The following is a 17,725-nucleotide window of genomic DNA, read 5'->3' as shown; positions in this document are numbered from 1 at the left end:
GATGGCGACCATCAGGTTCGTTCTCATCTGACCGGTAGGGTGCAAAGGTGATGGACGTTATTGCAGGTAGTGGTTCACGATTTGGCGGATCTGCTGCTGCTCTTCGGCGCTGAACTGCACCGCATAGCGGCTTTCACCCACCTCAAAGCCCTGCAGGCTGACCGCTTTTTTCACGGCGGCCGGTGAGAAACCGATGCTGTAAAGCGCGGTGCGCAGGCCGGTGACGTTCTCCTGTGCCTGATGCGAACCGGCAATATCGCCCGCATGGAAGCGCGCCCAGATGGCGTTAATCGCCTCCGGTGCCACGTTTGCCAGCCCGGAAATTGAGGCGGAGCAGCCATCCACAAAACCCTGGTGGATCAGCGAATCCGGGCCGTTCAGCACAGCAAAGTCCTGACAGTCGGCGGTAGCCTGCAGAAAGCCGCTCAGACTTTCATAGCTGCCTGCTGAATCTTTAATGCCGATGATGTTCGGATGCGCGGCCAGCGTACGAACGGTCTCTGGCTGCAAGGTATTGCCGGTACGCGCCGGGATGTTGTAGAGGAACAGCGGTACCGTAAGCGCGTCAGCCACGCGCTGATAGTGGTCGATCAGCTCCTGCTGCTTAAGCGGAACAAACCACGGGGTGATCGCGGAAACAGCATCTACGCCAAGGCGGGCAATCTGTTTGCCGAGCCGGATAGTTTCACGGGTCGAAATCTCCCCGATATGCGCCACCACCGACGCCTGGCCGTTAACTTCATCGACGCAGGTGGTGGTAACCGCGATCTTCTCCTGCTCGTTCAGCACAAAGAATTCGCCGTTGGTTCCGCCACAGAAGATGCCGTTACCGGCGTTGATCTGGCGTCTGACCTGTTCGCGCTGCCTCTCCGGATCAAAGGCACCTTCCCGGTCAAAAGTGGTGACGATGGCGGTCAGTACGCCGTTTATTTTCTTATTCATGACAATCCTCATTACGCCTGGCAGGAAGGGAAAAGCGTCAGGTAGACGGCGCGCACATCGTCGGCGGTGACCGCCATCGGCACGTTGTTCATCAGACGCTGGACGTCGAGCGCGGCTTCCACTAACCAGGGCAGGTGATCCGGGCTGATGCCCAGTGCTTCCAGGCTGGCAGGCAGCTGCAGCCGCGCCACCAGCGCGGTGAAGTAGTCGACCAGCGCGTGTGATTTCGCTTCATCGCTTAAACGGACGTCGGCGTCGGGCAGCAGATCATAGGCCTGAGCGAATTTGCTCACCGCCGCCGGACGGACAAAGCGCATGCAGGGAGCCAGCAGGATGGCGTTGGCGACGCCGTGTGGCAGATGATATCTGCCGCCGAGCGGGTAAGAGAGGGCATGCACCAGATGTGTCCCGGCATGGGCAATCGATGCACCGCCATAATAAGAAGCCCAGAGCATCTCCAGGCGTGCCTGCAAATTTTCTGGCTCGCGCAGGGTGGTTTCGAGATTAGCGAACAGTTTCTTCATCCCAGTCAGCGCATAGTTGTCGCTGACCGGGTTGGCGACATTGGCGGTAAAGCACTCAATCAGATGGCAGAGGGCGTCAATACCGGTTGAAGAGGCGATGTGGGCCGGCATGCTGGTGGTCAGTTCCGGCACCAGGGCCACCACATCGGGTAGCATCACCGGTGAAATAATGCCGACTTTGGTCTCTTTCTCCGGGATCGCCAGGATCGCATTGGGCGTCGCTTCAGAACCCGTGCCTGCGGTGGTAGGGATCAGTATTGAACGGGTACGGCGCTGCGGTTTTTCGCCTGCCAGCAGGGCGTCCAGCGAAGGCGCGGCGTCGATGCACAGCACTGAGAGCAGCTTCGCCACATCCAGCACGCTGCCGCCGCCGATGCCAATCACCATATCGACATGGGGCCGGGAGAGCGTCGCGATAATCGCTGCCACATCATGCTGGCTTGGTTCAGGCGGGACGCTGTTGACCACGCTGATACCCGGAATCTGATCCCGAAGTTGACCCATCAGCGCCTGCACTGCCGGAATAGCCTCAATGTTCCGGTCAGTGACCACGACTGCTGTCGATATCCCCTTCAGCAGATAGCGCATGTCGTTTAACGCCTGATAACCGCTAATCACCGTGCTGTTAATGTTCATTTCATACCCTTATTTCTGTCCTGGCTGAGCAGATGATTAATCTTGCTCAGCGCAATGCGAAGTCAGTCACTCTCTGTGGCTAATTTTATAAGGCATATCGATTTCGATTAATTTGAACTTGCTCACATATAATCAATCATGATTGAATATAATCAAATGCAGCGGCAATCGCCTGACAGGAGTGAGGATGGGCTCATCATTATGGAAAACCCCGGTGCTGGTCATCGCTGATGACTTTACCGGTGCCAATGATGCGGGTAGCGGACTGGCACAGGCTGGCGCCCGCGTACATGTGCTGTTTGGCACTAAGGCACCGTTGCCAGACGACGCTGCGGATGTGCTGGTTATCAGCACCGACAGTCGGGCAGTCAGCGCCAGCCAGGCCGCAGAGCGCGTGGCTCAGGTGGTGCAGCACTTCGCCGCACAGCTTCAGCAGGGCTGGCTGTTTAAAAAGATCGACTCCACGCTGCGCGGCAACGTCGGTGCTGAAACCGCGGCTGCGCTGCACGCCAGCGGCAAAAGGCTGGCGCTGGTGGCACCGGCCGTGCCACGACTGGGCCGCACCACATGCGAAGGTAAAGTGTGGGTCAATCAGCGCTTACTGACAGACACCGAATTTGCCAGCGATCCGAAAACCCCGATCCTCAGCCCCCGCGTACTCGATCAGATGCAGATCGACGGCACGGAGATCGATCTCCCGACGCTGCGCAGCGATCGGCTTGATGCGGTGTTAGCGGCGGTGCACGGCGTGGTGGTGGTGGATGCCGAAAATGAAGCCGATCTGGCGCGACTGATAACCGCTGCGGCGCGGCTGGCAGAGAAGCCGCTGCTGGTGGGAGCCGCCGGATTAAGCGATGCGCTGGGCGCAGCGCTCTCTGTTCGCCCGTCGCGGCCCGTGCTGGCAGTAGTGGGATCGATGAGTAGCAGCGCGCAGCAGCAGATCGCCACGCTGCTTAAACAGCGGGCAGTTGAGATCGTGGATGTCGATATCCGTCAGCTGTTTCAGCAGCCCGCCTGGCCCGACCGGGATCGCTGGATCGAACAGGCTGCCGCCGCACTGCGTGCCGGTCGCCATACGGTGATCCGCACCTGCCAGCATGAATCCCAGCGTCACGACATCGGGCATCTCAGCCAGCAGCACAGCGTGACCCGCCAGCAGCTGGGCGAGGGGATCAGTCAGTTGCTGGGCGAAATAACCCACAGCCTGTGCCGGACACAGCTGCCGCATGCGCTCTATCTGTCGGGAGGCGACGTGGCGATTGCCGTTGCCCAGGCACTGGGGGCCAGCGGCTTTAAAATTCAGGGTCTGGTGGCGGGCTGTGTGCCGCACGGGGTTCTGCTTAACAGTGAATTTACTCTGCCGGTGATGACCAAAGCGGGTGGCTTTGGTGATGAAAATACCCTGGTAGCAGCCATTGGTTTTATTGAGGAGAAGTCGAGTGAGTAAAATTATTGCGATCACCATGGGCGATCCGGCGGGCATCAGCCCGGAAATCATCATTAAGTCACTCTCTGAAGGTGAGCTGAATGGCATTCCTGCGGTGGTGATAGGCTGTGCCAGTACGCTGCGCCGCATTATGGCGATGAACATTACGCCACAGGCCGAGCTGCGGGTGCTGGACCGGGTGCAGGATGCGCGGTTTGCACCCGGCATTATCAACGTCATCGATGAGCCCCTGGCCGATCCCGACGCGCTGAAACCTGGCGTGGTGCAGAAAGAGGCGGGAGATCTGGCGTGGCGTTGCGTGAAGCGTGCTACAGAGCTGGCACTGGCAGGCGACGTGCATGCCATAGCCACCGCGCCGCTGAACAAAGAGGCGCTGCATGCGGCGGGCCATCTCTATCCTGGTCACACTGAACTGCTGGCGCATCTTACCGGGACCAAAGATTACGCCATGGTCCTCTACACCGATAAGCTGAAAGTGATTCATGTCACGACCCACATTGCGCTGCGTAAGTTCCTCGATACGCTGAACCAGACGCGCATCAAAACCGTGATTGGTATGGCGGACACTTTCCTGCGTCGTGTCGGTTACAGCGCCCCGCGTATCGCCGTGGCGGGCGTTAATCCGCACGCTGGTGAGAACGGCCTGTTTGGCGATGAGGAGATCACCACCGTGGCACCCGCTATTGAGGCGATGAAAGCGCAGGGGATTGATGTCTACGGGCCTTGTCCGCCGGACACGGTGTTCCTGCAGTGCCAGGATGGACGGTATGACATGGTGGTCGCGATGTACCACGATCAGGGGCATATTCCGCTTAAACTGCTGGGCTTTTATGATGGCGTTAACATCACCGCAGGCCTGCCGTTTATCCGCACCTCTGCTGACCATGGCACCGCATTTGATATCGCCTGGACAGGTAAAGCGAAGTCTGACAGCATGGCGATCTCTATTAAACTCGCGATGCAGCTCGCATAGGGATATATGAAGGGACAGAGCCGTCTTGACCAGATTATGGATTACCTGAAAAGCCATAATCTGGTGACTGTTGAGCAACTGGTCAGTGCGATTTCCGCCTCACCCGCCACGATTCGCCGTGATTTGATTAAGCTGGATAAAGAGGGCGTGATCAGCCGCAGTCATGGCGGCGTTACCCTGAATCGTTTTATTCCTGCCCAGCCGACCACGCTGGAGAAGATGCAGCGTAACCTGGCCGAGAAGCAGGCGATTGCAGAATGTGCCGCCAGCTTTGTCCGGGCGGGCGATGCGGTCGTGCTGGATGCGGGCACCACGATGCTGGAGCTGGCGCGGCAGCTCACGCATCTGCCGCTGCGGGTCATCACTGCCGATCTGCACATTGCACTGTTTTTGTCTGAGTTTAAGCAGATCGAAGTGACGATTATCGGCGGACGTATCGACGACTCCAGTCAGTCCTGTGTGGGCGAACATGGACGGCGGCTGCTGCGCAGCATCAATCCCGATATCGCCTTTGTCAGCTGTAACTCCTGGAGCCTTGAGCGCGGCATTACCACGCCGACGGAGGAGAAAGCGGGGCTGAAACACGATCTTCTGGCCAATGCGGCTCGTCGGGTCTTGCTGGCGGACAGCAGTAAATATGGCTCCTGGTCGTTATTCTGCGCTTCTCCGGTGGATGACCTGACCGATGTGGTGACCGACAGCCGGTTAGATGAGGCTGTCTGCCGCACGCTGCGCGAGCGCGGGATTACGCTGGCGCTGACCTCCGCCTGAACAGAACGCGCCGTGTTGCTCTGACCTGATCAGCAGGACGAGAACAGCACCGCGCGTTTATCTTTAACTCTCGCCGTTAACGCGTGCCCTTATCGCGCGTAGGTATCATTCTCTTCGCACGTAATCGCGGGGGCGTCCACCGAAACCCGCTCAAACCTCATTCCGGCGGTTGCCGTGATGAAAAAGCAGGGGGAACAAGGAGGGCAGACGCGCAGGTTATGGGTTATAACGCTGCGCGCCTGATAATCAGAGGGTCTTCAGGCCCACTGAGGGGATATTTCTGCCGTAGTAGATCTCGCGCATCTCTTTCCAGAGCAGATCGGTAATGCGCTTGTGCTCCTGCGGAGTGAGATCTTCCGGGCGGGTGTTAAACAGGTAGTGTTTAAGGTCGAACTCTTTCAGCAACATCTTGGTATGGAAGATGTTTTCCTGATAGACATTCACATCCACCATGTCATACATCGCTTTCATATCTTCAGACATGAAGTTCTGAATCGAATTGATCTCGTGATCGATGAAGTGCTTCATCCCTTTCACGTCACGGGTAAAACCTCGCACCCGGTAATCGACGGTGACAATATCTGACTCCAGCTGGTGGATCAGATAGTTCAGCGCTTTCAGTGGCGAAATGACGCCACAGGTTGAGACTTCAATGTCCGCACGGAAGGTGCACAGGCCGCCTGCCGGATGGCTCTCCGGATAGGTGTGCACGCAGATATGACTTTTATCGAGATGAGCCACCACCGAGTTGGGCAGCGGACCGGGGTGCTCTGAGTTATCGATATCTTTCGGATCGATCGGCTCTTCGCTGACCAGAATCGTGACGCTGGCTCCCTGCGGTTCATAATCCTGGCGCGCAATGTTGAGCACGTTAGCCCCGATAATGGAGCAGGTCTCAGTCAGAATTTCCGTCAGACGGTTAGCGTTATATTGTTCGTCAATGTAGGCGATGTAACCATCGCGTTCAGCTTCAGTATTCGCATAGCAAATATCGTAAATACAAAAACTCAGGCTTTTCGTCAGGTTGTTGAAGCCATGTAGTTTTAGCTTTTGCAATTTCGTTCACCCCCTTAGAAATGCACTATCAGCACGCGGCAGATAACGCATTCAACAGATATTGCGGCAGGGCAAAGCTGCCGGTATGGATTGCTGGCGTGTAATAACGGCAGGTCAGGCCAGCGGCCTCGAAACGCGCCTTTAAGGTCGCGGTGTCGAGCTGGCGCAGCGCCGGATTATCACTCGCCCAGGCAAAGGTCATAATGCCGCCGTAGTAGGTCGGAATCGCCGCCTGATAGAAACTGACGTCCGCAAAGTAATGTCCCAGCTTACGATGGCTGTTAACGGCCTCATCCTGCTGCAGGAAGCAGACGCCATTCTGCGCCACAAAGATGCCATTTTCATTAAGGGCCGCTTTGCACCCGGCATAAAATTCCGAGGTAAACAGACTCTCGCCCGGACCAATCGGATCGGTGCAGTCGGAGATAATGACATCAAACTTTTCCTGCGTCTGATTAACGAAGTTCACCCCGTCATCAATCACCAGCGTAAAGCGCGGATCGTCATAGGCACCCGCGCTGTGGTTCGGCAGATACTGGCGACAAAAGGTCACCACGCCTGCATCGATCTCCACCATGGTAATCTTTTCGATCCCGGGATGACGTGACACTTCACGCAGCATTGCGCCGTCACCGCCGCCGATAATCAGAACGCTCTTCGCCGCGCCGTGCGCCAGCAGCGGAACGTGGGTCATCATTTCATGGTAGATAAATTCGTCGCGTTCGGTGGTCTGAACGACGCCGTCCAGCGCCATTACGCGGCCCATCGCGGCATTTTCGAAAATGATTAAATCCTGATGCGCAGTCTTCTCACGGTACAGCTCTTTATCGACCGTGAAATACTGGCCAAAACCGGCATGAAGGGTTTCATACCACGTTTCATTGTGGGCCATGGTGCTCTCCTCTGATGACATCGCCATGAAGATGGGCGGCATATGATAGCTAACACTGACCGTGGTTGCACGGTCAATGTCCGGCTGCAGAGGGAAGAATCGTTACCTGACGTAGGCCAGCAGGCTCAGCGAATCGCGGGCCAGTGACTTGCACTTTTTGTCGTTGGTGATGGCGATGCCGCTGAGATCGCGATAGCTATCTTCACCCAGCGCTTTCATGTTGTAGTTGCTGTAGTTGCTTAAATCCCAGCGGTTCTGCTGAGCAAAAAAGACCAGCGCTTTGCGAATCTGCGCGTCCGGTAAATCCTGATAGCCACAATCATTTTTCAGATAGACGAAAACCGCCGTCAGATCGGCCAGATCTTCCGCTTCGGATTCGCTCAGGGCAAAACTGGTGGAGGAGAAGCCAAGGAGTCCCGTCAGCAGCAGGATCCTGATACTTTGCTTCATAGTCGTTCTCTTCAATGGATATTGCTAATGACGTTAGCACAGTTGCTCTCAGGTTTTCGATTAATTTGCCGCTGTGGGCTGCTGCACCGCCTTTTTTCGTCAGATTCGCACGGGTAAGACTTGACCTTCCCATAAGGTCAGGGTTTAGGCTGTGCGCTCTGATGCCACAAGGATGATCACCATGCAACGTCGCCATTTCCTGAAACTCACTGCCGCACTGAGTGCAGCCGGAGCATTACCGCTCTGGAGCCGTTCGCTGATGGCAGCCACCCGTCCGCTGCTGCCGATTCCGTCTCTGCTGGAACCCGATGCCAGGGGCAGCTACAGCCTCACCGCGATGCAGGGTACCACCCAGTGGAACGGCAAAGCGGTGCCGACCTGGGGCTATAACGGCAGCCTGCTGGGACCGGTGCTGAAGATGCAGAGTGGTAAACCGGTGACGGTGAACATCCATAACCGGCTCAGCGAAGCGACCACACTGCACTGGCACGGGCTGGAAATCCCCGGCGCAGTGGATGGCGGCCCGCAGGCAGTGATTGCGCCTGGCGGCTCGCGTCAGGTCTCTTTTACGCCCGATCAGCCCGCTGCAACCTGCTGGTATCACCCGCATCTGCATGGCAAGACCGGGCATCAGGTGGCTCAGGGGCTGGCGGGACTGATCCTGCTGGAAGATAAAGAGAGCGGAACGCTGCGTTTGCCCTCGCAGTGGGGTGTGGATGATGTGCCGCTGATTTTTCAGGATAAGCAACTGACCAAAGATGGCAGCCGCATTGATTATCAGCTCGACGTGATGCGCGCCGCGGTGGGCTGGTTTGGCAACATGATGCTGACCAACGGCGTGCACTATCCGCAGCATGCGGTGCCGCGTGGCTGGCTGCGTCTGCGCCTGCTCAACGGCTGCAATGCCCGTTCGCTGCATGTTGCCGCCAGCGATAAACGTCCTCTCTACGTGATCGCCAGCGATGGTGGCCTGCTGGCTGAGCCGGTAAAGCTCGACTCGCTGCCGATCCTGCCGGGCGAGCGTTTTGAGGTGATGATCGATACTTCTGACGGTAACAGCTTCGATCTGGTGACGCTGCCGACAGAGCAGATGGGCATGACGCTGCCGCCGTTTGACCAGCCGCTGCCGCTGGTGCAGATCCTGCCGCTGCGGGTGATGGCCAGCGCCACGCTGCCGGATCAGCTGGCGACGCTGCCAGCGCTGCCCTCAACCGACGGCCTGACGACACGCTGGCTGCAGCTGATGATGGACCCGCAGCTGGACCAGCAGGGCATGCAGGCGCTGATGCAGCGCTACGGCGAGAAAGCGATGGGCAAGGGCGGTCATCACACGATGTCGCAGACGCCGGAGGAGAAAACGACGGCAGAGCCGATGCCGCCTATGGAAAGCATGGATCACAGCATGCACGGCAATACGCCGCCCGCCGGTTACGATTTCCGCAACGGCAATAAGATTAATGGCCAGGCCTTTGATATGACGAAACCGTCGTTTGCGGTGAAGCTGGGTGATTACGAGAAGTGGACGATTTCAGGTGAAGGCGACGCGATGCTGCACCCGTTCCACATTCACGGCACCCAGTTTCGTATTCTTTCAGAAAACGGCAAACCGCCAGCCCCGCACCGGCAGGGCTGGAAGGATATGGTGAATGTCGACGGCTGGCGCAGTGAAGTGCTGGTACGCTTCAACTATGTCGCCGCCGCAGAACACGCTTACATGGCCCATTGCCATCTGCTGGAGCATGAAGACACCGGCATGATGCTGGGTTTTACCGTCAGCTGATTACGCCTGCTCCAGCGCCAGCTTCACATCTTCAATCAGGTCGCCGGCGTTTTCGATGCCAATCGACAGCCGCACCGTGGCGTCAGTGATCCCAATACGCTGACGCACCGCCTGCGGCACGCCGGAGTGGGTGGTGCTGCCAGGATGGCTGGCCAGCGACTCGGTCCCGCCCAGGCTTACCGCCTGCTTAAACAGCGACAGCGCATTAAGAAAACGGAACGCAGCGGGCTGATCGCCGACGATATCAAATGAGAAGGTCGAACCGGCACCGCTGCACTGCTCGCGATAGGTTTTCCCTTCGGCGCTCTCCGCATCCAGATAGGGCAGCCAGTGCAGCTTCGCCACTTTCGGGTGATCGCGCAGAAACGCCGCGACCGCTTCCGCATTCTGCCAGGCTTTCTCCATGCGTAGCGACAGCGTTTCCAGCGAGCGGCTGAGCATCCAGCTTGAGTGTGGATCCAGCTGCGTGCCGATAGCGCTGCGCAGGGCGCGCACTTTCGCCATCAGCGCTTTACTGCCCATCGCCGCGCCTGCAATCAGGTCAGAGTGACCGCCAACATACTTGGTCAGCGAGTAGAGCGACAGGTCAGCGCCCAGCGTTAGCGGCTGCTGGAACAGCGGGCCGAGCAGCGTGTTGTCACAGGCGATAATCGGTCGTGAACCCTGCTGCTGATCAATCTCATCAGCGATACGCGCCATCAGACGGATATTGACCAGGCTGTTGGTGGGATTCGCTGGCGTTTCAATCAGGATCACCGCTACCCGGCCCTGGGCCATCGCCTGCTGAGCGGCTTCACGCACTTTGACTTCATCATTGCCGTCGCTGAAACCCACCGCTTTGATGTCCAGATTGTGCAGCGTCTTGCTAAGCAGGGTTTCGGTGCCGCCATACAGCGGCTGGGAATGCAGGATCACCTCGCCCGGACGGGCAAACGTCAGCAGGGCAGTGGAGATGGCGGCCATACCGGAAGAGAAGAGCGAACAGCTCTCCGCCTGCTCATAGACCGCCAGCCGATCTTCTACAATTTCGCTGTTAGGGTGGTTAAAGCGGGAATAGACCAGCCCACCCGATTTGCCTTCCGGCGGCTCACGTCGGCCAGAGACATAATCAAAGAAATCCCGTCCCTCTTCGGCGCTGTCAAAGACAAAGGTTGATGTCAGAAACACCGGCGGCTTCACCGCACCTTCAGAGAGGCGGGGATCATAGCCATAGTTCAGCATCTGGGTTTCAGGGTGCAGCGGCCTGTCGCCGATATGCGTTTTTTTGCTTGAAGATGAAGTCATTGTGATCTCCGGCCAGCGGCGCGAGTAGGGTAACGATCTGTTGGATAAAGGCTACCATGCAGCGAATCATGCTGGTAAATGCCAGAATGTTCTAAGGTAATGCGCATTTCAGCGAGCCGCAGGCGGCGGGTAATAATTTTCGCGACGTAATCGTTTGCTTATAGGGCCGCGCAGCCGTCGCTGCTGCGTCTGTGATAGACTCCGGGGCTTTTCTGACGTAACCGGGCTGAACGCAATGAAACACACTGTTGAAGTGATGATCCCTGAACAGGCAATCGCCACGCGCATCGCTGAACTGGGCAAAGAGATTAACGACCACTACCGCGACAGCGGCAGCGATATGGTGCTGGTGGGGCTGCTGCGCGGCTCCTTTATGTTCATGGCTGATCTCTGTCGCGCCATCGATGTGCCGCATGAAGTCGACTTTATGACGGCTTCCAGTTACGGCAGCGGGATGTCCAGCACGCGTGATGTGAAAATCCTGAAAGATCTGGATGAAGACATTCGTGGCAAGGATGTGCTGATCGTCGAAGATATCATCGACTCCGGCAACACCCTGAGCAAAGTGCGTGAGATTCTGCAACTGCGTCAGCCAAAATCCCTGGCGATCTGTACGCTGCTGGATAAGCCAGAGCGCCGTGAAGTCGAAGTGAACGTCGAATATGTCGGCTTTGCGATTCCGGATGAGTTCGTGGTGGGCTTTGGTATCGACTATGCTCAGCACTATCGCCATCTGCCTTATATTGGCAAAGTGGTGCCGCTGGAATCCTGATACCGCTCTACCGCACATTCTTCCAAGGCCTGCACCTGTTGCCTGGTGTAGGCTATGCCGCGCTTTGCGCTGCGATCGGCTCAGGCCTCGCCGTTCTTCCGCAGATTAGCAATGCCGTGGCGGTAGCGCTGTTCGAGGATCTCCCGGCTGTTTGCCGTCACATCAAGGTTACGCAGACAGCCGTCCTGAATGCCGTATACCCAGCCGTGCAGGGAGACATCCTTTCCGCGTTTCCAGGCAGATTGCAGTACGGTGGAGTGCCCCAGGTTATAGACTTGTTCAATAACGTTGATTTCGCACAGTTTGTCCAGGCGCTTATCCGGCGGGAGTTCCCCCAGCAACACGCTATGCTTGTACCAGAGGTCGCGGATGTGCAGCAGCCAGTTGTCGATTAATCCCAGTTCCGGGTTATCCATCGCCGCCTGCACGCCGCCGCAGCCGTAATGGCCGCAGACGATAACGTGTTCCACTTCCAGCACTTCGATAGCGTACTGCACCACGGACAGACAGTTCAGGTCGGTGTGGATCACCAGATTGGCCACGTTGCGGTGAACGAAGAGTTCGCCGGGTTCGAGCCCGGTCAGACGTTCGGCAGGAACACGGCTGTCAGAACAGCCAATCCACAGGAAGCGCGGTTTTTGTGCCTGGGCGAGCCGCTCAAAAAAGCTGGGATCTTCTTCAACCAGTAATTTTGACCATTCGCGGTTGTTTCTGATCAGGGTGTTGATGTCTGTCATGGTGTTGAGCGACCGGTTACTGCGCAGAGTGCGCGCGCGTACTATATGACAGGGCCTGATAAATTTAAACGGCATTGCAATGCCATCAAAACAGGGTATGGATGCAGAATGACTTATGCACTGGAACTTTCCCGGCTGACCAAGACCTATCCCGGCGGCGTGCAGGCGCTGAAGGGCATCGATCTTAACGTTGAAGCGGGTGACTTTTATGCGCTGCTGGGGCCAAACGGTGCCGGTAAATCGACCACCATCGGAATTATCAGTTCGCTGGTTAACAAGTCCGAGGGCAGCGTGCGGGTGTTTGGCTACGATCTTGAAAAAGATGTGGTGAATGCCAAGCGCCAGCTCGGCCTGGTGCCGCAGGAGTTTAACTTCAACCCGTTTGAGACGGTGATGCAAATCGTCGTTAATCAGGCGGGTTACTACGGCGTTGAGCGTCGTGAAGCCAATGAGCGGGCAGAAAAGTATCTGAAGCAGCTCGATCTGTGGGGAAAACGCGCTGAACGTGCACGCATGCTTTCCGGCGGGATGAAGCGTCGCCTGATGATCGCCCGTGCGCTGATGCATGAGCCTAAGCTGCTGATTCTGGATGAACCCACCGCTGGCGTGGATATCGAACTGCGACGCTCGATGTGGGTGTTCCTGAAAGATCTCAATGCCAAAGGCACGACCATTATTCTCACTACCCACTATCTGGAAGAGGCGGAGATGCTGTGCCGCAACATCGGCATCATCCAGAGCGGTGAGCTGGTGGAGAACACCTCAATGAAAGGGCTGCTCTCCAAGCTCAAATCAGAAACCTTTATCCTGGATCTGGCACCCCGCAGTCCGCTGCCCTCGCTGGAAGGGTTCCAGTACCGGCTGACCGATACCTCAACGCTCGAAGTGGAAGTGCTGCGTGAGCAGGGGCTCAACAGCGTCTTCAGCCAGCTTAGCGCGCAGGGTGTGCAGGTGCTGAGTATGCGCAATAAAGCCAACCGTCTTGAAGAGCTGTTTGTGGGTCTGACGACGCAGGGAAAAACAGGAGCAAAAGCATGACACATCTCTACTGGGTGGCGCTGAAGAGCATCTGGGCCAAAGAGGTTAACCGTTTCGCCCGCATCTGGATCCAGACGCTGGTGCCGCCGGTTATCACCATGACGCTCTATTTCATCATTTTTGGCAACCTGATCGGGTCGCGCATCGGTGAGATGCACGGCTTCAGCTATATGCAGTTCATCGTGCCGGGATTGATTATGATGGCGGTCATTACTAACGCCTATGCCAACGTGGCGTCGTCGTTCTTCAGCGCCAAGTTCCAGCGCAACATTGAAGAGCTGCTGGTCGCGCCGGTGCCGACCCACATCATTATTGCCGGTTATGTTGGCGGCGGGGTGGCGCGTGGTGTCTGCGTGGGTATTCTGGTGACGGCCATTTCGCTGTTCTTTGTGCCGTTCCACGTGCATTCCTGGACAATGGTGGCGGTCACGCTGCTGCTGACCGCGATTCTGTTTTCACTGGCAGGTCTGCTGAACGCTGTCTTCGCGCGCACGTTTGACGATATCAGCCTGATCCCGACCTTTGTGCTGACGCCACTGACTTATCTGGGCGGCGTATTCTATTCACTGAGTTTGCTGCCGCCGATCTGGCAGGCTGTCTCTAAACTCAATCCAATCGTTTATATGATTAGCGGATTCCGTTATGGCTTCCTCGGCATTAATGATGTGCCGCTGGTGTTTACCCTCTCGGTGCTGGTGGCCTTTATTCTGGTGTTCTACTGGCTGGTCTATGCGCTGATACAGCGCGGACGCGGATTACGCACCTGACGTTAAGCTGAATGGTAAGGGCCACGCTGCGATAAGGGCGTGGCTTTTTTTTGGGTGGAGAGCAAATCACGCTGACTACGGTTCTGCCTGGCCTTAAAAATCACCTTAAAACCCGCCTCATTCGTTATATTTTGTCTCTGAAGCCGCCCGACGCCTCGCTTACACCCTTGCTCACAAAAAATAACCCTAAGTATTATCTGATAATACTCTGACATCTTTCGCTATCTGAATGATTCTTAACTATTAAATATTTTTTAAGAATAGCCTTAAAGTCTGGCTGTTGTTTATTTGATTATGAATTATCAGAATAGCGCCGGAATAAGGTTATTCCTCTGCTCAGGGACGAATGAGTAGGCTAAGCGTCTTCTTAATAAGAAAAATGGCAACCGAATCAGGGCCAGTTTTTAATCAAAGGCAGGAAAAGATGAATCGTATAACGTGGATCGATAATCTGCGGGGATTGAGTATTCTCGCAATCATTTTTTTGCACAGCACTATTGCCGTACATAATAACGCCGGACACTTTACCGCCTTCAGCGGCCTGTTAAATGAGATGCTGGCACCGGTAAGGCTGGGGCTGATGTTCTTTGTTTCAGGTTTATTTGTCGATGCCGGGTTAAGAAAAGGCCTGGGTCCTTTTTTTAATAACAAGGTGCGCAGTATTCTCTATCCATTTGTGGTCTGGGTTGCAGTCTACGGCGGGTTGAAAATCCTGTTCAGCTCGATGGCTAATACGCCGCAATCACCGATGAATATTATTCTCTCCCACCTGACCGGTGGCGGTGATATGACCTGGTTCCTGCATTCGCTGTTTATCTTCTTTATTGTGATTATCTTTGCCCGTCACTTGCCGTTCCTGCTGGTATTTGCCATCTGTATGACGCTGAGCTGGGCGCTGCCAGCGATTGAGGCGGATGGCGTGTTTGCCAGCTTCGACAATACCCACATCAATAAATCGCTTTATCTGTTTGTATTCTTCTATCTCGGCGATTACGTCGTGAGGAAGCAGGTGGATATCGCAGAGAAAGTGCAGCATGGCCCGACGCTGTTTATCTCGGTAATTAGTTTTGTGCTGCTCTCCTGCCTGAATATCTTTGTACTGGAGCGTCATTCCCAGGCGTTATTGTCACCGCTGGCACTATTATCGGTTCCGTTCTTTGTCTGGATTGCGCTGAAACTGAAGTCTGAACTGGTCTACTACATAGGCGTCAATTCTATCGTCTTCTACCTGTCGCATTATCTGGCGATTCAGTTCTTCAGTAAGATTGTGAAGTTTGAAAGCCCGTCTGCCTGGGTAAATGACCTGAAGTTTATTTCGGCATTCCTGGTGGCGCTGGCGTTACCGTGGACATTATGTCTGATGAGAAAACGCGGCTGGTTTAATTTCCTCTTTACGATGAAAAAGTCATCGAAGCCGATGACAACCAAACCGGTTTAATTACTGCAGCAGAAATAAAAAGGGCCGCCCGTTTTACCGGCGGCCCTTTTTTAATCAGGTTGTAATCAGGCAATCTGCACCGGCAGCGCTTTCGCCAGACGCTTCATCTGGTTGTCACCTTCGAAATAGGCGACCTTAGGCTGCCACTGACGCGCTTCGGCATCGTCTACCTGCACATAGGAGCAGATAATTAAAATATCGCCTTCGCAGGCACAGCGGGCGGCCGCACCGTTGACCGAGATGATTTTCGAGCCACGCTCAGCCGCGATAGCGTAGGTGGAAAAGCGCTGACCGTTGGTGACGTTATAAATATCGATCGCTTCATATTGCAGAATGCCGGAAGCATCCAGGAAATCCTGATCGATAGCGCAGGAACCTTCATAATTGAGGTCCGCCTGCGTCACCTTCACGCGGTGCAATTTGCCTTGCAGAACTGTGCGAATCATAGCCAGAAACCTTGTCAGAGAAATAAAATAACCTGCAGCGGGATTGATTACTGCGTCAGGTCAACGGTTTGATTATCAATCAGGCGGGCCTTGCCCAGCCAGGCGGCCATCAGCACCACCGCGCGCTGGCTGTCCACCGTCAGCGGTTGCAGCGTTTCCGCATCACAGATCGCCAGGCCATCAGGACGCAATCCCTGCGCCAGCAGTGCCTCACTGGCTGCCTCAATGATCTCGTCAACATGACGCTCGCCATTCTCCAGCTGCGTCGCCATCTGATGCATCACCTGGCTCAGGGCCGGTGCCAGCTTACGCTCATCTGCCGTCAGGTAGCCGTTGCGCGAACTCAGCGCCAGGCCATCTTTAGCGCGCACCGTAGGCACACCAACAATCTCAATGTCGAAGCCCATATCGGCCACCATCTTACGAATGATAGCCAGCTGCTGAAAATCCTTTTCACCGAAACAGGCAATATCGGGCTGTACCAGATTAAACAGTTTGCTGACGATAGTGGCCACACCGCGAAAATGGCCTGGACGTGTGGCCCCTTCCAGCAGGGAAGAGAGCACCGGCACCTCAACAAAGGTCTGATTCTGCGCGCCCTGCGGATAGACTTCAGCAGGTGAGGGGGCGAAGACCACGTCAACCTGGTGGCGATTCAGCTTTTCACAATCTTCCTGCAGCGTGCGCGGGTAGCGCGCTAAATCATCGGCGCGATCGAACTGCATCGGATTGACAAAGATTGAAACAATCACGATGTCGCCGCGCGCCCGTGCTTCATCCACCAGCGTCAGATGACCTTCATGCAGGTTGCCCATGGTCGGCACCAGCGCAATGCGTTTACCCTGCTGGCGCCAGCGACGGACTTCCTGGCGCAGCATCAGCAGCGTTTCAATGATCAACACGGTGACTCTCCTGGATTACTGGAAACTGTGCTCTGCCGCCGGATAGGTTCCGGCCTCGACTTCGGCGATATAGTGGCGAATCGCCGCGCGAACATCGCCGGTCTCCGCCAGGAAATTTTTGGCAAATTTGGGAATGTGGCCGCCGGTCACGCCCAGCGCGTCATGCATCACCAGAATCTGACCATCGGTGACATTGCCGGCACCGATACCGATCACCGGGATGGTGAGCGCGTCGGTAATCCGCTGCGCTACCGACACCGGCACACACTCCAGCACCATCAGCTGTGCACCTGCGGCTTCCAGCGCCAGCGCATCGGCCAGCAACTGCTCTGCACCGGCTTCATCCCGGCCCTGCACTTTATAGCCGCCAAAGATATTGACCGACTGCGGTGTCAGGCCCAGATGACCACATACCGGAACGGCCCGCTCGGTCAGCATCTGCACGGTCTCAGCCAGCCAGCTGCCGCCTTCCAGCTTCACCATGTTAGCACCGGCACGCATCAGCTGCGCGGCGTTGTCAAAGGTCTGCTGTGGCGTGGCATAACTCATAAACGGCAGGTCGGCGAGCAGCAGTGCCTGTGGTGCGCCACGGCGCACGGCGGCGGTGTGATAGGCGATGTCGCTGACCGTGACCGGCAGGGTGGAATCATGCCCCTGCACCGTCATCCCTAAAGAATCACCAACCAGCAGCACCTGAATGCCTTCATCGGCAAACAAGCGGGCAAAACTGAAATCGTAGGCGGTCAGGGTCGCGAATTTTTTACCGCTGGCTTTCGCCTGACGCAGATGTGAAATCGTGGTGGGTTTCATGGCGCTCTCAACTCAGGAATTCTGATGGGCGCAGTTTACTGGATAGCGTGAAAGAGCGGA

18 protein-coding genes are annotated in these 17,725 nt (G+C 56.2%); 8 read left to right on the top strand and 10 right to left on the bottom strand.

What is annotated here, in order from left to right:
• Positions 1-57: 57 nt before the first annotated feature.
• Both LC417_RS08930 and LC417_RS08925 read right to left on the bottom strand, forming a co-directional pair.
• The gene (locus LC417_RS08930; RefSeq protein ID WP_033780594.1) at positions 58-942 is read right to left on the bottom strand and encodes a dihydrodipicolinate synthase family protein; all 885 of its coding nucleotides are present in this window, start codon (positions 940-942) and stop codon (positions 58-60) included.
• Between the two features lie 11 nt (positions 943-953).
• Complete coding sequence (locus tag LC417_RS08925) at positions 954-2,102, bottom strand: iron-containing alcohol dehydrogenase (RefSeq protein WP_143789958.1); 1,149 nt, start codon at positions 2,100-2,102, stop codon at positions 954-956.
• A gap of 187 nt (positions 2,103-2,289) precedes the next feature.
• On the opposite strand from LC417_RS08925, the gene LC417_RS08920 reads away from it, so the two are divergent.
• The 3 genes from LC417_RS08920 to LC417_RS08910 are packed head-to-tail and all read left to right on the top strand — an operon-like array spanning position 2,290 to position 5,293.
• Positions 2,290-3,549: a four-carbon acid sugar kinase family protein gene (locus LC417_RS08920; RefSeq protein ID WP_223565745.1), complete on the top strand. Its 1,260-nt coding sequence runs from the start codon at positions 2,290-2,292 to the stop codon at positions 3,547-3,549.
• A complete protein-coding gene (locus LC417_RS08915; protein ID WP_022625433.1) occupies positions 3,542-4,522 on the top strand; it encodes a D-threonate 4-phosphate dehydrogenase in 981 nt (326 codons plus the stop codon). The genes LC417_RS08920 and LC417_RS08915 overlap by 8 nt, the downstream gene beginning before the upstream one ends.
• Before the next feature lie 6 nt (positions 4,523-4,528).
• Positions 4,529-5,293, top strand: coding sequence for a DeoR/GlpR family DNA-binding transcription regulator (locus LC417_RS08910; RefSeq protein ID WP_033756597.1), 765 nt, complete (start codon positions 4,529-4,531; stop codon positions 5,291-5,293).
• Between the two features lie 246 nt (positions 5,294-5,539).
• Here the strand turns inward: LC417_RS08910 and speD are convergent, their stop codons facing one another.
• From speD to LC417_RS08895, 3 genes are all read right to left on the bottom strand, one after another.
• Positions 5,540-6,349: an adenosylmethionine decarboxylase gene (gene speD / locus LC417_RS08905; RefSeq protein WP_010253978.1), complete on the bottom strand. Its 810-nt coding sequence runs from the start codon at positions 6,347-6,349 to the stop codon at positions 5,540-5,542.
• A gap of 28 nt (positions 6,350-6,377) precedes the next feature.
• Positions 6,378-7,241, bottom strand: coding sequence for a polyamine aminopropyltransferase (gene speE, locus LC417_RS08900; protein ID WP_010253980.1), 864 nt, complete (start codon positions 7,239-7,241; stop codon positions 6,378-6,380).
• 102 nt (positions 7,242-7,343) lie between these two features.
• A complete protein-coding gene (locus LC417_RS08895; protein WP_003854673.1) occupies positions 7,344-7,691 on the bottom strand; it encodes a YacC family pilotin-like protein in 348 nt (115 codons plus the stop codon).
• 181 nt (positions 7,692-7,872) lie between these two features.
• Between LC417_RS08895 and cueO the strand changes: the two genes are divergently transcribed.
• On the top strand, positions 7,873-9,471 hold the full coding sequence (cueO, locus tag LC417_RS08890) for a multicopper oxidase CueO (protein ID WP_223565744.1): 1,599 nt from the start codon (positions 7,873-7,875) through the stop codon (positions 9,469-9,471).
• On the opposite strand, the gene LC417_RS08885 is transcribed toward cueO, so the two are convergent.
• Entirely contained in the window at positions 9,472-10,755 is a 1,284-nt protein-coding gene (locus LC417_RS08885) for a cystathionine gamma-synthase family protein (protein WP_010671844.1), read from the bottom strand. It abuts the gene before it with no gap.
• 235 nt (positions 10,756-10,990) lie between these two features.
• On the opposite strand from LC417_RS08885, the gene hpt reads away from it, so the two are divergent.
• Complete coding sequence (hpt, locus tag LC417_RS08880; protein WP_010254010.1) at positions 10,991-11,527, top strand: hypoxanthine phosphoribosyltransferase; 537 nt, start codon at positions 10,991-10,993, stop codon at positions 11,525-11,527.
• Positions 11,528-11,607: 80 nt separating this feature from the next.
• On the opposite strand, the gene can is transcribed toward hpt, so the two are convergent.
• Positions 11,608-12,264, bottom strand: coding sequence for a carbonate dehydratase (can, locus tag LC417_RS08875; RefSeq protein ID WP_029519477.1), 657 nt, complete (start codon positions 12,262-12,264; stop codon positions 11,608-11,610).
• Between the two features lie 108 nt (positions 12,265-12,372).
• Here can and LC417_RS08870 point away from each other — a divergent pair, with 108 nt between their 5' ends.
• The 3 genes from LC417_RS08870 (at position 12,373) to LC417_RS08860 (ending at position 15,507) form a co-directional block, all read left to right on the top strand.
• Positions 12,373-13,302, top strand: coding sequence for an ABC transporter ATP-binding protein (locus LC417_RS08870; protein ID WP_010671845.1), 930 nt, complete (start codon positions 12,373-12,375; stop codon positions 13,300-13,302).
• Positions 13,299-14,069, top strand: coding sequence for an ABC transporter permease (locus LC417_RS08865; protein WP_010254018.1), 771 nt, complete (start codon positions 13,299-13,301; stop codon positions 14,067-14,069). The genes LC417_RS08870 and LC417_RS08865 overlap by 4 nt, the downstream gene beginning before the upstream one ends.
• A gap of 424 nt (positions 14,070-14,493) precedes the next feature.
• Positions 14,494-15,507, top strand: coding sequence for an acyltransferase family protein (locus LC417_RS08860; protein WP_010671846.1), 1,014 nt, complete (start codon positions 14,494-14,496; stop codon positions 15,505-15,507).
• 65 nt (positions 15,508-15,572) lie between these two features.
• Here LC417_RS08860 and panD read toward each other — a convergent pair whose 3' ends face one another.
• From panD to panB, 3 genes are read right to left on the bottom strand one after another with little or no spacing between them, the layout of a single operon-like run.
• Positions 15,573-15,953 carry an aspartate 1-decarboxylase gene (gene panD / locus LC417_RS08855; RefSeq protein ID WP_010254022.1) on the bottom strand — a complete coding sequence of 127 codons (381 nt, stop codon included), beginning with the start codon at positions 15,951-15,953 and terminating at the stop codon, positions 15,573-15,575.
• A 47-nt stretch (positions 15,954-16,000) separates the two neighbouring features.
• Complete coding sequence (gene panC, locus LC417_RS08850; RefSeq protein WP_052271097.1) at positions 16,001-16,855, bottom strand: pantoate--beta-alanine ligase; 855 nt, start codon at positions 16,853-16,855, stop codon at positions 16,001-16,003.
• A gap of 15 nt (positions 16,856-16,870) precedes the next feature.
• Positions 16,871-17,665, bottom strand: a complete 795-nt coding sequence (panB, locus tag LC417_RS08845) for a 3-methyl-2-oxobutanoate hydroxymethyltransferase (RefSeq protein ID WP_010254026.1) — start codon at positions 17,663-17,665, stop codon at positions 16,871-16,873.
• Positions 17,666-17,725: the final 60 nt, after the last annotated feature.

Source organism: Pantoea sp. OVA07A (assembly GCF_019969975.1).
GTDB classification, from domain to species: domain Bacteria; phylum Pseudomonadota; class Gammaproteobacteria; order Enterobacterales; family Enterobacteriaceae; genus Pantoea; species Pantoea agglomerans.
This window is presented reverse-complemented; position numbering and strand designations above follow the sequence as displayed.